This is a genomic window from Nibrella saemangeumensis, assembly GCF_039541915.1.
Classification (GTDB): Bacteria; Bacteroidota; Bacteroidia; order Cytophagales; family Spirosomataceae; genus Nibrella; species Nibrella saemangeumensis.
On record NZ_BAABHD010000082.1, the window covers coordinates 1 to 13748 of the forward strand.

12 protein-coding genes are annotated in these 13748 nt (G+C 52.7%); 8 read left to right on the forward strand and 4 right to left on the reverse strand.

The features are described 5' to 3' along the window. Positions 1 to 621: 621 nt before the first annotated feature. Entirely contained in the window at positions 622 to 1518 is an 897-nt protein-coding gene (locus ABD949_RS25060) for a helix-turn-helix domain-containing protein (RefSeq protein ID WP_345248202.1), read from the reverse strand. Positions 1519 to 1661: 143 nt separating this feature from the next. Between ABD949_RS25060 and pcaH the strand changes: the two genes are divergently transcribed. The 7 genes from pcaH to pcaF all read left to right on the forward strand — a co-directional run bounded on the left by pcaH (position 1662) and on the right by pcaF (position 9311). Further along, complete coding sequence (gene pcaH, locus ABD949_RS25065) at positions 1662 to 2369, forward strand: protocatechuate 3,4-dioxygenase subunit beta (protein ID WP_345248204.1); 708 nt, start codon at positions 1662 to 1664, stop codon at positions 2367 to 2369. A gap of 50 nt (positions 2370 to 2419) precedes the next feature. Continuing rightward, positions 2420 to 2953, forward strand: coding sequence for a peptidase associated/transthyretin-like domain-containing protein (locus tag ABD949_RS25070; RefSeq protein WP_345248205.1), 534 nt, complete (start codon positions 2420 to 2422; stop codon positions 2951 to 2953). A gap of 23 nt (positions 2954 to 2976) precedes the next feature. Continuing rightward, positions 2977 to 4302, forward strand: a complete 1326-nt coding sequence (gene pcaB, locus ABD949_RS25075) for a 3-carboxy-cis,cis-muconate cycloisomerase (protein WP_345248207.1) — start codon at positions 2977 to 2979, stop codon at positions 4300 to 4302. A gap of 50 nt (positions 4303 to 4352) precedes the next feature. Further along, positions 4353 to 5486: a bifunctional 3-oxoadipate enol-lactonase/4-carboxymuconolactone decarboxylase PcaDC gene (gene pcaDC / locus ABD949_RS25080; protein WP_345248209.1), complete on the forward strand. Its 1134-nt coding sequence runs from the start codon at positions 4353 to 4355 to the stop codon at positions 5484 to 5486. A 2-nt stretch (positions 5487 to 5488) separates the two neighbouring features. Beyond that, complete coding sequence (locus ABD949_RS25085) at positions 5489 to 6688, forward strand: 4-hydroxybenzoate 3-monooxygenase (protein WP_345248211.1); 1200 nt, start codon at positions 5489 to 5491, stop codon at positions 6686 to 6688. Further along, positions 6685 to 8040, forward strand: coding sequence for a 3-oxoacid CoA-transferase (locus ABD949_RS25090; RefSeq protein WP_345248213.1), 1356 nt, complete (start codon positions 6685 to 6687; stop codon positions 8038 to 8040). Before ABD949_RS25085 ends, ABD949_RS25090 begins: the two co-directional genes overlap by 4 nt. Positions 8041 to 8102: 62 nt before the next feature. Next, complete coding sequence (gene pcaF / locus ABD949_RS25095; RefSeq protein WP_345248215.1) at positions 8103 to 9311, forward strand: 3-oxoadipyl-CoA thiolase; 1209 nt, start codon at positions 8103 to 8105, stop codon at positions 9309 to 9311. A 16-nt stretch (positions 9312 to 9327) separates the two neighbouring features. Here pcaF and ABD949_RS25100 read toward each other — a convergent pair whose 3' ends face one another. The 3 genes from ABD949_RS25100 to ABD949_RS25110 are packed head-to-tail and all read right to left on the reverse strand — an operon-like array spanning position 9328 to position 12682. Beyond that, positions 9328 to 10458 carry an esterase gene (locus tag ABD949_RS25100; protein ID WP_345248217.1) on the reverse strand — a complete coding sequence of 377 codons (1131 nt, stop codon included), beginning with the start codon at positions 10456 to 10458 and terminating at the stop codon, positions 9328 to 9330. Between the two features lie 55 nt (positions 10459 to 10513). After that, positions 10514 to 11401, reverse strand: a complete 888-nt coding sequence (locus ABD949_RS25105) for an alpha/beta hydrolase (RefSeq protein ID WP_345248219.1) — start codon at positions 11399 to 11401, stop codon at positions 10514 to 10516. Positions 11402 to 11428: 27 nt separating this feature from the next. Then, the gene (locus tag ABD949_RS25110; protein ID WP_345248221.1) at positions 11429 to 12682 is read right to left on the reverse strand and encodes a flavin-dependent oxidoreductase; all 1254 of its coding nucleotides are present in this window, start codon (positions 12680 to 12682) and stop codon (positions 11429 to 11431) included. A gap of 143 nt (positions 12683 to 12825) precedes the next feature. On the opposite strand from ABD949_RS25110, the gene ABD949_RS25115 reads away from it, so the two are divergent. Beyond that, positions 12826 to 13737, forward strand: a complete 912-nt coding sequence (locus ABD949_RS25115; protein ID WP_345248223.1) for a helix-turn-helix domain-containing protein — start codon at positions 12826 to 12828, stop codon at positions 13735 to 13737. The last annotated feature ends 11 nt before the right edge of the window (positions 13738 to 13748 follow it).

A 13748-nucleotide genomic window follows, 5' to 3' on the forward strand; every position in this document is an offset into this window, starting at 1 on the left:
GCCGACTCAGCAAAGATTATGAATGTGACTGTTCATCGGCCGAATCCTTTGTGTATCTGGCGAACATTTATCGCATTAGCCGTAAAATTTAAACAGGTTCTTAGTTGATGAATATAATAAGGGAGTCCGTTTTCCGCAGTTACTTTTCTGGATTTTTGGCTTTCTTGGATTTGGTGCTGGTGCAGTTTACTCTTTTTTTCAAAAAGCAGAAACAGTGTACCTAACTGGCGGCAACACTGTACTTAAGCTAGATGCTCTCAATCCAACACCAGACGTTGTCGAAGATTTCATCAGGATACTTCATTTCCAAATCAGATCTTATTTGAAACAAAAGTATGGAGTTGTTGACATAGCACTTTCTAGAGAGGCCTCTATACATAACTTTAAGTGGTTAAGGGAAATCAATGCCCTTAATGAAGCTGAATACAAAGAATTGATTTATGAATTAAATACCAAGGATTTATTATGATTCAATTCCCAATTGCGTTCTGTAAAAGCAGGCGTTTGGCGACGGACCGCACGTCCAAAGATGATTAACTATAACAAAGTTGTAAAGGTAGCAGCGTAACTGTCGACCGACAAATACACCTTGTTAGGCAACTTTAGGCTTCCATTTCCCACCTATGCCCGGCGGTTTTCCTCCTGCGCTTTTTTTCGGTAAGCCCTTGGCGACAGGCCCGTCTGTTTCCTGAAGAAGCGCGAAAAGTAAGCCGGGTCTTTCAGATTCAGCGAGTAAGTAATTTCAGACAGCGACTGGGTGGTGTGCAACAGGTATTTTTTAGCCTCAGTAATCAGGTAGCCGTGAATGACCGCCAGCGCCGATTTTTTCACCAAAGCCTGACAGATCCGGTTCAGATGTACGGTTGTTATGTTGAGTTCCTGCGCATACTCCTTAACCGATTTTACCTCGTGAATAGATTTGCGGATCAGCTTCTGAAAAGAATGAAAATACTGTAGCGTCCGGTTGTCGGATGGATACACCTGCCGGTCGGCTTCGAGGCTGATGCGGTACAAGTGAATCCAGAGCAGGTGAATCAGTAGTTGTAAGGTAACGGCCCGTTCCAGATCTCCCCGCGCCAACTCCCGGCATATTTTTTCTCTGATGCTTACCAAGTCCGCAAATGCTTCCGCTCCTTCGGCAAACGTGAACTGATGGAGCCGGTTTACTTCCAGTAATACATGCGGAGAGGCCTTAAACAGGGTATCCAGGATCGGTTCAGGTAACGTAAATACCTCACCTACCATATCCGGCTCAAAATCGAATCCGTGCAGCGTGTTGGCCGGAATCAGCAACACACAGGGGGGATGAAGGGCCACCCGCTGCTGATCGGCCAGCAGCACCCCATTGCCCGATGTAAAAAAGAAAACCTGGACCAGATCGGTATGCAGATGCTCCCCGATAACCCAATCGTGCAGGCGGCTGCGCACTTCCAGCCATTCGTGGTGGATCAGTCCGTCGGTAAGGAGTTGCCGGTTGTCGCCGTAAAGGCCTTCAAACGTTTTAAAGGATGCAGGCATTTATGTTCTAAAAAGTCAACTATGGCCGTGAATTTGGGAAGAATGTTCTGTTTGTCCAAATTTCTTTTTTATTTATCCAAGATGATCTATGACAATCCCGGTAGCTTTGTGGCTGGTCCTAAACAGAACGTTTCCGTTTCTTTATGAGCCAACTCATCTATAATCATTTTGACCGGGACGTACACCCACCGTATCTGGCCCCCGGCTACAAATCGACGGTGTTGCGGGCGCCTACCCAGCCGTTAGTCGTCATTAAACAATCCCTGTCTGAGCTCACTGGTCCTGTCTTCGGCGATATGCATGTAGGGCCGCACGACCACGACCTGACCAAAAACTCGGTTAAAAACGGGCAGCCGCTGGGCGAGCGCATTGTCATCCATGGCTACGTGCGCGACGAAAACGGACGACCCATTCCGCACACCCTGATCGAAATCTGGCAGGCCAATGCCGCTGGGCGGTATGTGCACAAGGTGGATCAGCACGACGCGCCACTGGACCCTAATTTCCTGGGGGCCGGCCGGGTCATGACCGATGTTGAAGGGTATTATAAATTCTATACCATAAAACCGGGCGCTTATCCCTGGAGCAATCATTACAACGCCTGGCGCCCCAACCACATTCATTTTTCGTTGTTTGGACCGAACATTACCACGCGTTTGGTCACCCAGATGTATTTCGCCGGTGATCCGCTGCTGCCCTACGACCCGGTTTACCTGAGTATTCCGCCGAAAGGCCGCGAACTGTTGCTTTGCCAGTTTGATCTTGGGGTAACAGAACCGCATTTTGCCTTAGGCTACCGGTTTGACTTTGTGCTGAGAGGCCATAATGAAACTCCCTTTGAGACCAGATGATTGTTAATTGGTTCATTGGTTGACTTGTTAACCAGCGAACCAATCAACCAATGAACCAATTAACCATGACACAAACTCCTTCACAAACAGTAGGCCCCTACTTTGCCTACGGCCTGGTACCGGAACAGTACCTGTACGATTTTAAAAGCCTGGCCGGAAATCAGTTGGCAGATCCACTCAACGAAGCGGGAATCATCACTCTGACAGGAAAGGTATTTGACGGAGAAGGTCAGCCTATCTCAGATGCCATGATTGAGCTTTGGGACGCCGGTAATAAACGCTTCGGCCGTTTCGGCACCGGCACCGATCCTGAGAACCGGTATATCTTTTATGCCACCAAACCCGAATCCGTAGAGGGTCAGGCACCTCATTTCTCCCTGATCGTCTTTATGCGGGGGCAGTTACTGCATTCGTATACCCGGCTGTATTTTCCGGACGAAACCGAAGCCAATGAAAAAGACGAGGTACTGAACGCCGTTCCGGCCGGACGCCGGCAAACGCTCATCGCCCGCAAAACACCAGGCGGGTACGAATTCAACATTTATATGCAGGGCGAGCACGAAACTGTTTTCTTTGAGGTATAATCCAACTCATAACCTAACGCTCTGTGAGCCTGTATTCCGACCTATTTTACAGTGCCGAGATCCGCTATCTCTTTTCGGAAGGCCATGCTGTCGACCGGATGCTCCAGGTCGAAGCCGCTTTGGCTGGGGCTCAGGCGGCTTATAACATCGTACCGCCGTCGGTAGCAGACGTAATTCAGGATTGTTGCCGGGTAGAACTTATCAGCATGGGCAAGCTGAAAGAAGGTATTACCCTGAGTGGCAATGTAGCTATTCCGCTGGTCAAACAGTTGACGCAACTTGTACAGGAACGCGATCCCGAGGCCGCCAGATATGTGCACCTTGGTGCTACCAGTCAGGATATTGTCGACACGGCGACAGTATTACAAATCCAGGCTTATCTGGAATGGATTAAGGAGAAGCTAATCCATCTGGAAAACCTTCTGGTAGTGCTTACCCGAAGGCACCGCCAGACGCCGATGATTGGCCGGACGCTATTGCAACAGGCTAAACCCATTACCTTCGGTTTAAAAACTGCTTACTGGCTCGACGGTGTCAGCCGCTCGAAAAGCCGACTTGAAGAGACGAAGAAGCGAGTGCTGGTGGTCCAGTTAGCCGGTGCGGCTGGTAGTCAGAACAGCCATATTCCGAACGAGGTAAAGGAAGCATTTGCCCACATACTGGATTTGGATACGGCTAACTCATGGCACACCCAGCGGGATAACCTGGCTGAACTGGCATCGGTACTGGGGATACTGAACGGCAGTCTGGGCAAAATCGCCAAAGATGTTTCGCTGCTGATGCAGACCGAAATTGCCGAAGTGCTGGAAGGAAAAGCCGAAGGGAAAGGGGGCTCCAGCACCATGCCCCACAAGCGGAATCCGGTGACGTGTACAGCCATCCTGGCCAACGCCAACCGGGTACCCAATCTGGTGGCTACCATGCTGGCAGCAATGCCCCAGGAAAACGAACGCTCAGCCGGACTCTGGCATTCAGAATGGGAAGTGCTCCGCGACATAATGCAGCTAACTGCCGGGACGGTGGAGCGGAGCCTGGAACTCCTCAGCCAGTTAGAAGTAGACGATCAGCGCATGCGCCGAAATCTGGAGGTAACTAATGGTCTGATCTATGCCGAAACTGTCTCGCTGGCATTAGCACCAAAACTCGGCAAAGCTCAGGCACATGCGCTGGTCGAGAAAGCATGTGCGCTGGCTATCGACCAGCAAAAACACCTCAAAGAGGTGCTATTCGACCAGCATGTTGATTTGCCCAATCTGGAAGATTTGTTCAAACCTGAAAATTCTATCGGTCAGAGTCTCAACATCATCGACACCATTCTGCACCAACACGAATCCGGCAAACCTGACTAGCCTCAGCCAGCGATAAACCGCTCTTTCACTCAATCACTCTTTCGCTCTTTATGACTATCCATTATAAACTGCAAGGCACGCCAACCAGTCCGGTCCTGATTTTTTCAAACTCCCTGGGGTCGGAGATGATGATGTGGGACGACCTGGTACCGTACCTGCTGCCGTACTTCCGGATACTCCGGTACGATACCCGCGGGCACGGTGGCAGCGACGTGACGGACGGCCCGTACACCATCGACCTGCTGGGTCAGGACGTTATGGATCTGATGGATAAACTGGGTATTCAACAGGCGTACTTTTGCGGGCTGTCGATGGGGGGACTGATTGGGCAGTGGCTGGGTATTAACTACCCGGACCGCATCAGGAAACTGGTAATCAGCAATACCGGTGCGAAAATCGGTGACGATGAGCGCTGGAACAGCCGTATTGAGACCATTACCCAACAGGGCATGCAGGCCATTGCAGACGATACCATGGAACGTTGGTTCACTGATAGCTTTAGGATCAATAATGCGCAGCGCGTGGCCGAAACCAGAGCCATGTTTCTGCGCAGCCATGAAGAGGGTTATGCAGCCTGTTGTGCGGCCATTCGCGATGCCGATTTCCAGCAAACACTTCCGCAGCTTTCGGTGGAAACACTGGTGATCACGGGTGATGAAGATCCGGTGACCAACGTGGAGCAGGCCGAATTCCTGGCGACCAGTATTCCCAATGCCCGCCTTCAGGTATTGCCCGCCCGGCACTTAGCGGCTACCGAATTACCGCAACAATACGCCCAGGTACTGATCAACTTTCTGGTAGGTGAGTCGGTATTTGATCAGGGTATGCACGTTCGACGGACGGTGCTGGGGGATACGCATGTAGACAAAGCAAACAGTCAGATCAACGACTTCAACCGCGACTTTCAGGCATTTATTACCCATTACGCCTGGGGTGAAATCTGGACCCGGCCTGGTCTTTCCAAGCCTAACCGCAGCCTGATCACGATGGCCATGCTGATTGCCCTGAACCGCAAAGCTGAATTTCAGATGCACGTCCGGGCGGCACTGAATAACGGTGTGAGCGTGGCCGAGATAAAAGAAGTGATTATGCAGTCGGCTATTTATTGCGGACTCCCGGCTGCCAACGAAGCCTTTCACGCTGCCCTCGACGTTTTCGAGACGGCCGGCATCAGCCCTTCTTAGTCATGAAGCAGATTAGAACTCAGGTAGGTATTATTGGCGCAGGGCCGGCGGGTCTGACACTGGCGCACTGGCTCAAACAGCAGGGTATCGAGTCGGTTATTATTGAACACCGGAGCCGGGACTACGTGCAGGCTCGCGTCCGGGCGGGTTTGCTGGAACAGAATACCGTCGACATTCTGAAAGATCTGGGACTGGCGGACCGGCTCGTACGGGAAGGTCACGCCCATCACGGTGTGTACCTGAGCTTTGACGGCGAGCGCATTCGTGTTCCGTTTGATACTTATACCGGTGGCCGCCATATTACCATCTACGGGCAGCAGGAGGTGGTTAAAGACCTGACCGACGCCTGGCTGGCCGGTGGAAATACGTTACTGTTTGAGGCTCCCGCGCGCCAGATTGCAGACTATGACACCAAACAGCCCAAAATCTATTTTGAGCATGAAGGCGAAGAAGGAGTCGTAACATGTGACTTTGTAGCTGCCTGCGACGGTTTTCACGGCATTGGGCGCAAAACCATGCCTAAAAACAGCTACAACGAGTATTCCATAACCTACCCGTTTAGTTGGCTGGGTATTCTGGCCAACGTAGCCCCTTCTTCCGAAGAACTGATCTATGCCTACCACGAACGCGGCTTTGCTCTGCACAGTCTTCGCTCATCGACCGTCAGCCGGTTGTACATCCAGGTGGAAAACGAGGATCATATCGATAACTGGACGGACGATCAGATCTGGGAAGAATTATCGGTTCGGTTAGGAACACCGGGCTGGCAGCTGCACAGCGGGCCTATTTTCGAGAAAAGCATCACGCCCATGCGCAGCTACCTCATCGACAACATGCAGATAGGGCGCTTATTTCTGGCGGGTGATGCGGCTCATATTGTGCCCCCGACTGGTGGCAAGGGATTAAACCTGGCTATAGCCGATGTGAAGCATTTGGTAGATGGCTTTGTCGAGTATTACCGGCAGCATTCATACCGTGGTTTGGAGCACTATACCCAAACGGCGCTCCGACGCATTTGGCGGGCGCAGGATTTCTCCAACTTCATGACCACCCTGTTTCACAAACAGGATGATCACGGTTCTTTTCAGTACCGGCTGCAACGGGCCAAATTTGATTACATCCGTATGTCAGACGCCTACGCGGCTACCATTGCCGAGAACTACGTGGGTTTACCGTTTGACGCATTAACCAGATTTCCATGAAGCAAGTACCTATTATTGATGTTTATACAGCCGCTAAACTCGTGAAAGACGGCGATACGCTGTTACAGGGTGGTTTTGGCATGACCGGCAATCCGGTTCACCTGATGCACGCGCTGGCGGAAACCGGAACCAGACACTTAACGTTTATTGGGAACAATACGGGGGAAGCGGGCCTGGGTGGTGGACGGCTCCTCCGAAACGGTCAACTAAAAAAAATAATTGGCTCGTTTTTTACCTCAAATCCAGATGCGGTGAAAGCCGCTCAAAGTGGCCAGGTTGAGTACGAACTCCTGCCGCAGGGTACCCTGGCCGAAGCCATTCGGGCGGGGGGCGCCGGTATTGGAGGTTTTTATACGCCTACTTCGGCTGGCACTCCGCTGGCGCAGGGTCGCGAAACCAAAGTTATTGGTGGCGTTGAGCAGGTATTCATCCCTAGTATACGGGGTAATGTGGCCTTCATCCGGGCCTGGCGGGCCGATACAGCGGGTAACCTGCAATATCGTATGACGGAGAATAACTTCAACAAAGCCATGGCCACGGCCGCCGATCTGGTTATTGCTGAAGTGGAAGAGATTGTACCGGTAGGGGAGATTGCCCCGGAGCATGTGCATACACCCGGTTGCTTTGTCGATTATCTGGTACAGGCTACACTTACCCTGGAGGATCTGGGCACGTCGGCGTCGGTATCATCGTCCAAGAAAGTAGATGACCTGCGCATGAACATGGCGCGTCGGGCGCTGGCGGAATTGAAAAAGGGGGATGTAGTTAATCTGGGTATCGGTATTCCGACGCTGTTGGCTGACCTGATTACGGAGGAACAGGGTATTATTCTGCATACCGAAAACGGGATGCTGGGCGTGGGTCCGGTTCCGGCCGACGGCGGTGGCGCGATGGATTATCCCGTCAATGCCGGTAAAATACCCGTAACGGCGCTGAAAGGAAGCAGCTATTTCGATAGTGCCGATTCCTTCGCCATGATCCGGGGTGGGCATATCGATGTCGCCATCATGGGTGGCCTGGAAGTAGACGAAGCCGCAAACCTGGCCAACTGGGCTGTTCCGGGTAAACCGCTGCTCGGCGTAGGGGGAGCGATGGATCTGGCCAAAGGAGCCAAACGGCTGATCATTACCATGACGCACACCAATCCCGATGGTTCGCCCAAGATTGTGCCACAATGTACGCTGCCCCTGACGGCCACTGGTGTAGTCGATCTGGTCATTACCGATCTAGCCGTTTTCGCCTACCCGGCCGGTAAACTTACGTTGCTGGAGCTTATGCCGGGCGCAACCCTGGAGGAAGTAAAAGCGAAGACGAAGGCGGAGTTTTTAAAGAGTGAAAGAGCGAATGAGTGAAAGAGTGAATAGCTCCGCCACATTTCGCTCTTTCACTCATTCGCTCTTTCACTCTTTATATTATGGACGCATTCATCATTGACGCCATCCGTACCCCCATCGGAAGTTTTGGGGGAAGCCTGTCGCCCGTGCGGGCCGACGATCTGGCGGCATTACCTATAAAAGAACTGCTCGGCCGAAATCCGAACATTCCGGCTAATGCTATTGACGATGTCATTCTGGGCTGCCACAACCAGGCCGGCGAAGACAACCGCAACGTAGCGCGTATGGCGCTTTTGCTGGCCGGACTACCCTACACTGTTCCGGGGGAGACCGTAAACCGGCTGTGTTCGTCGGGCATGTCGGCCATCATCCACGCCAACCGGGCGATTAAGGCAGGCGATGGTGACGTCTTTATTGCCGGCGGCATGGAGCACATGACGCGGGGCCCCTGGGTGATTTCCAAAACGTCGAAGCCATTTGGTAACGACGCGCAAATGTTTGACTCGAGCTTTGGCTGGCGGTTTGTGAACCCGAAGCTGCACGCCATGTACGGCACCGACGCGATGGGAGTCACGGCAGAAAACCTGGCTGAGTTGTATGCCATCAGTCGGGAGGATCAGGATCTGTTTGCTTATAACTCTCAACAAAAAGCTACTCAGGCTCAACAGGTGGGCCGGTTAGCTGCGGAAATTATTGGGGTAGAGATCCCGTCGAAGAAAGGACCGGCTACGATTTTCGATACCGATGAATTTGTGAAACCCCAAACCACGCCCGATGTGTTGGCCAAATTGAAGCCGTCCTTTAAAAAAGAGGGTGGAACGGTTACGGCCGGTAACTCATCGGGGCTCAACGATGGGGCCGCAGCTATGTTCATTGCATCTGAAGACGCTGTGAACAGGTACAACCTGACGCCCAAAGCCCGCATTGTAGCCTCCGCCGTAGTTGGTGTTGAGCCGCGCATCATGGGCATTGGACCCGTTCCGGCTACGCAGAAAGTGCTGCAGAAAACCGGGCTTACGCTGAATGATATGGACGTAATTGAACTGAACGAAGCCTTTGCCGCTCAATCGCTGGCTTGCATCCGGGCGTTAGGGCTGGCAGACAACGACCCCCGCATTAACCCCAATGGCGGAGCCATCGCTTTGGGGCACCCGCTGGGTATGTCAGGTACCCGGCTGGTGCAAACCGCTACGCTGGAGTTGCATCGGCAGAACAAGCGTTACGCCCTGGCTACCCTGTGCGTTGGTGTAGGCATGGGGTATGCAATGATTATTGAGCGGGTGGTATAATTGACGAAAGACTTTTTTATTGCTGAAACAACAAGGGAGCAAACTGGTACAGGTTGTTACGCCAGGCTAAATAGGTATGGCCGCCCGGTACCTCCGTGTACCGGTACTTGATACCGTATTTATCGAACAGCGCCATGGTGTTCTTGTTGTTCTGGTAGGCAATGTCCTTGTCTCCACCCATCGCAATCCAGAACAGCTTCCAATTATTAATCTGCGGATTTTTCAGCACCTGAGCATATTTGGCTTCCAACTCCGACAAGACAGGCGGGAAATAACCGGTACTCAGCGGCAAGACGTAGCTGAACTTTTCGGGATTCCACAACGCGATGTTCATCGTCTGGATACCGCCCATCGACAGACCCGCCAGTGCCCGGTGCTCGCGTTGGCTGGATACGCTGTAGTTCTTTTCGACGAACGGGATAATGTCGGTCAGCAGGTCTTTGGCAAAGGGGTCCTGCTCCGGACCGGCACCCATCGCCAGGGCGGTACCCGGTACATGCCCGGCCGGCATGACCACGACCATCGGCCTGATTTTGCCTTCGGCCAGCAGATTATCCAGGATAAAGTTGGCCTTTCCTACCGTAGTCCACGACGCATCATTGTCTCCACCACCGTGCAGCAGGTACAGCACGGGTAACTTTTCTTTTAAGGTAGCGTAGCCCGGTGGGGTATACACGTGCATCCGGCGCGTGATACCCAGCGATGAAGACGGATACCAGACCGACTCGACCCGCCCGTGCGGCACATTTTTCACCGCCAGGTAATCGGTATCCTTCCCCGCCAGTTCAAAGATGTTTGATATGCCGTTCTGCGATTCTTTGAACTTCGGGTTTTTCGGGTCGAAGGTTTTGACGCCATCCACCGTAAAGTCGTAGGTGTAGACATTCGGGCTCAGTGGCCCCAGCACCAGCGACCAGACACCGGTTGGCTCTTTGGTGAGTTTCTGATTGGGAAAGCCGCTGGGAAAATCACCTGACACGGTAACATCAGACGCTTTGGGCGCGTAGATGCGAAGCTGCACCCGATTCTCAGGCAGCAACTTGGGCGAAACCAGCGTGTCATTGGGCGTATTGCTGCGAAAATTCGGCTGGGCATTAGCCCAAACGGGTAGCATTAGCAGGGTAAGGAGGAGTAACCGGGGCGTCATGAGTAATTAGTTGAGTGGTTAATTAGTTTGTCGGCTCTTGTGTGAATATTTATCGTCAGGGGGCTTTGGTGAGGAGGCCGTTGAAGGCAAGCCATTCGCCGAAGCGGTCAATCCAGCTATCGACCGGCAGGTTCTGCTTCCGCATACCAAACCCATGCCCACCTTTAGCGTACATATGCAATTCGGCGGGTTTGCCGGCCGCGATCCAGTCGTTGTACAGTTTGGTGCTCTGCGGGGCAAAACCCAGTTGATCATCTGTGGCCGCTGCCACAAAGAGCGGTGGCGCATCGGCCGGAACCTTGGAGTTATCCAAAGCACCCGTATAGGCATAGATTGGGGCTACAAAGGCAGGCCGGTTGGTTGCCGTATACGAAAACGCCACGCCAGCTGCGACCGTACCACCGGCCGAAAAGCCAATAATGCCGATGCGGGTGGGGTTGACCCCATACTGGGCTGCGTGTTCCCGGATATACTCAATCGCTTTCCGGCCGTCCGCAATTGCCAGCGGAACGACAGGTGCGTTTTCGGCATCCAGTTTTTTCATGCCGCGCATCTTTGGCATCAGTTCGGCAACGGGGTCATCCGTTATACTGCGGACTACCCGGTATTTGAGCACAAAAGCCGTTACGCCTTTAGCCGCCAACCATTTGGCTACGTCAATGCCCTCGCTATCGATGGAAAGGGTGTGAAACGCACCGCCCGGGCAGATTACGATGGCGGTGCCATTAGCTGTGCCGGGCTGAGGCTGGTAGACGGTTAAGGATGGACTAACTACGTTATATACCACCCTCGTATTAAACATATTTTTAGTGCTTTCCTTTTCCTGCCAGTCCCAGCCTTCGGAGCCGGGTGCCTTGCCGGAGTACAACGGAATTACCTGCTGAGCCTGGGCAGACCAGCCACATAGCAGCAACAGAGCGAGGGTTTTCGTAAACAGATGCATCGTAGGTATAGCTTGAGTTAGGAGAGACTAAGACTTTTGTACTGATTTCCGGTTCAGGGTTTCTTTGTCGAACCCGGCAATCTGACGGTACCGGTCCATGACGGCTTTCAGTTCTTCGTAGGGAACAGCATCGTTCGGATCGTTAAATCCGTCCGGGGCGGCTTCTTCCATCATGTCCAAAATCTGGTCCGGGCCTTTCTGCCGGTTTTGCAGCACCACCCTGGCCGTTGCCGGCAGCCGCTCGCGTTCATACCGCTCCAGCGCCTGATTGGCATCCATTTCTTCGACCAGGGCTTGTGTTACCGCTTCGGCATCCAGAATGGCCTGAGAGGCACCGTTGGAACCGATAGGATACATCGGGTGGGCAGCATCGCCGAGCAGCGTTACCCGGCCATATGTCCAGCGGTCCAGCGGGTCACGGTCTGACATCGGGAACTCATACACCGCCTTTGCGTCCGCAATCATGGCGCGTACATCCAGCCAGTCGAATTGCCAGTTCTGGTAGATGCTTACTAACCGCTCCTGGTCGGCCTGGCGGTTCCAGTCGCGAATTTGCATGTGGTAATCGTCCGGCTCCCGCAGATTGGCTACCCAGTTGATGAGCTGAAGACCGGATTCGTCCACTTCCCGAATGGGATAGGCAACCATTTTTTGCTTCAGGCTCCCAATCATAACCATGGACCGGCCTGTCAGGAAGGGAGGCATTACCGTGGTGCCCCGGTACAGCACATTCCCCGAAAAACGTGGCCCTGCTTCGTTCGGATACAATTGTTTACGCACCACCGAATGAATACCGTCGCAACCAATGAGCACATCGCCGGTATCGTTGCTGACTACCTCACCCGTTTCCCGGTTGATGAAGGTGGCGGTTACCGCTGTATCGGTCTGCGCAAACGACGCCAAATGATGACCCGTGCGAACGGCATCCGGACCAATTACCCGCTGTACCTGTTCAAACAACAGCCATTGGAAGTCACCCCGGTGGACCGAGAACTGTGGCCAGTGGTAACCGGCATATCGCCCGCGGGGTTCTTCCCAAAACAACTGACCGTGCTTGTTGTAGTAGCGGAGGTCCTGGGTCTCGACGGCGATTTGCGCCAGACGTTCGGCTAATCCCAAATCCGTTAGTACCCGCACACTATGGGGTAACAGATTGATGCCGACACCCAGGTGCTTTATCTGAGCGGCTGATTCATAGACCTGTACGGTGAAACCTGCCTGATGCAAACTGAGGGCCGTAGTCAGGCCGCCGATACCTCCGCCAATAATAAGTACTCTCATGCGTTTACCTGGATGATACACGGCCATTCAACCACAGATAGTCGTGTATGGCTTGCAAAAAGATAAAAAGGTAAGGATATAATCTAATCGGATTTTCTTACTTTGTAATAAGGATTACCTATTGATTGCCAGTGACGACCTCCTTGAAACAGGACACAAAGAAAATAGCGCCCCTATCGCCCCGCGAACTGAACGTACATCATTTCGGGGGAGAGGGGCAAATGCCCATGGCTGATTTTCACCACCTGTTTCATATAAACCGGATTGAAGACGTTAGCAAAAAAATCAGATTTCCCCTGCAGCCTCACCGGAAAACGGTATATGACTTCCTGTTTCTGACCGAAGGTCACACAATCCGTAGCAAAGGATTGCATCAGTACGAATTTTCCGGAAATACGTTCTTTTTTCTGCCGGCCCTGCAAATCTCTACGCATGAATACCTCAGCCCGGATGCGAAAGGCTTCTTCTGCCACTTCGACGGCATGATTTTCAACAAGCTGTTTCCGAATACACCGTTCTACGAAGAATTTAGCTTCTGGCATTTTTCAGGCGACCCCCTCGTCCAGATAAGCGACTCCCTGCAGCAGCCGGTGCTGAATATTCTGAATCGTCTGCTGACCGAATACGAACCTACCCAGTCGCTGAACACCAATCTGATCACGGCCTATTTGCTGACCCTGTTTACGGAGCTCAGCCTTGTCCGGAAAGCCAGGGGACCTATGGCCCAGAATGCAGCCGTCAGAGTCACGGAGAAATACAAGAACCTTTTGTCGCAGCATATTTATCAGACCCACAAAGTCACCGAGTATGCGTCTATGCTCGCCGTCACGCCCGACCACCTGAATAAGTGCGTCAAAGCAACCATCGGTAAAACCTCGCAGGAGTTGCTGGCCGATATGATTGTGCTAGAAGCGAAAGTGCTGCTTAGACAAACCCCGCTCTCCATCAGCGAAATCGCCTTCAAGTTCTCCGAAACCAATCCTAGTGATTTTACACGTTTTTTTAAGGCCAAGACCGGCCTCACCCCCAAGGAATTCCGGCAGCAGGCCGACTAAGTTACCAAATA

Coding starts and splice junctions, on each gene's coding strand:
- ABD949_RS25060 (WP_345248202.1), bottom strand. CDS start 1,518: ATGCCTGCATCCTTTAAAACGTTTGAAGGCCTTTACGGCGACAACCGG.
- pcaH (WP_345248204.1), top strand. CDS start 1,662: ATGAGCCAACTCATCTATAATCATTTTGACCGGGACGTACACCCACCG.
- ABD949_RS25070 (WP_345248205.1), top strand. CDS start 2,420: ATGAACCAATTAACCATGACACAAACTCCTTCACAAACAGTAGGCCCC.
- pcaDC (WP_345248209.1), top strand. CDS start 4,353: ATGACTATCCATTATAAACTGCAAGGCACGCCAACCAGTCCGGTCCTG.
- ABD949_RS25085 (WP_345248211.1), top strand. CDS start 5,489: ATGAAGCAGATTAGAACTCAGGTAGGTATTATTGGCGCAGGGCCGGCG.
- ABD949_RS25090 (WP_345248213.1), top strand. CDS start 6,685: ATGAAGCAAGTACCTATTATTGATGTTTATACAGCCGCTAAACTCGTG.
- pcaF (WP_345248215.1), top strand. CDS start 8,103: ATGGACGCATTCATCATTGACGCCATCCGTACCCCCATCGGAAGTTTT.
- ABD949_RS25100 (WP_345248217.1), bottom strand. CDS start 10,458: ATGACGCCCCGGTTACTCCTCCTTACCCTGCTAATGCTACCCGTTTGG.
- ABD949_RS25105 (WP_345248219.1), bottom strand. CDS start 11,401: ATGCATCTGTTTACGAAAACCCTCGCTCTGTTGCTGCTATGTGGCTGG.
- ABD949_RS25110 (WP_345248221.1), bottom strand. CDS start 12,682: ATGAGAGTACTTATTATTGGCGGAGGTATCGGCGGCCTGACTACGGCC.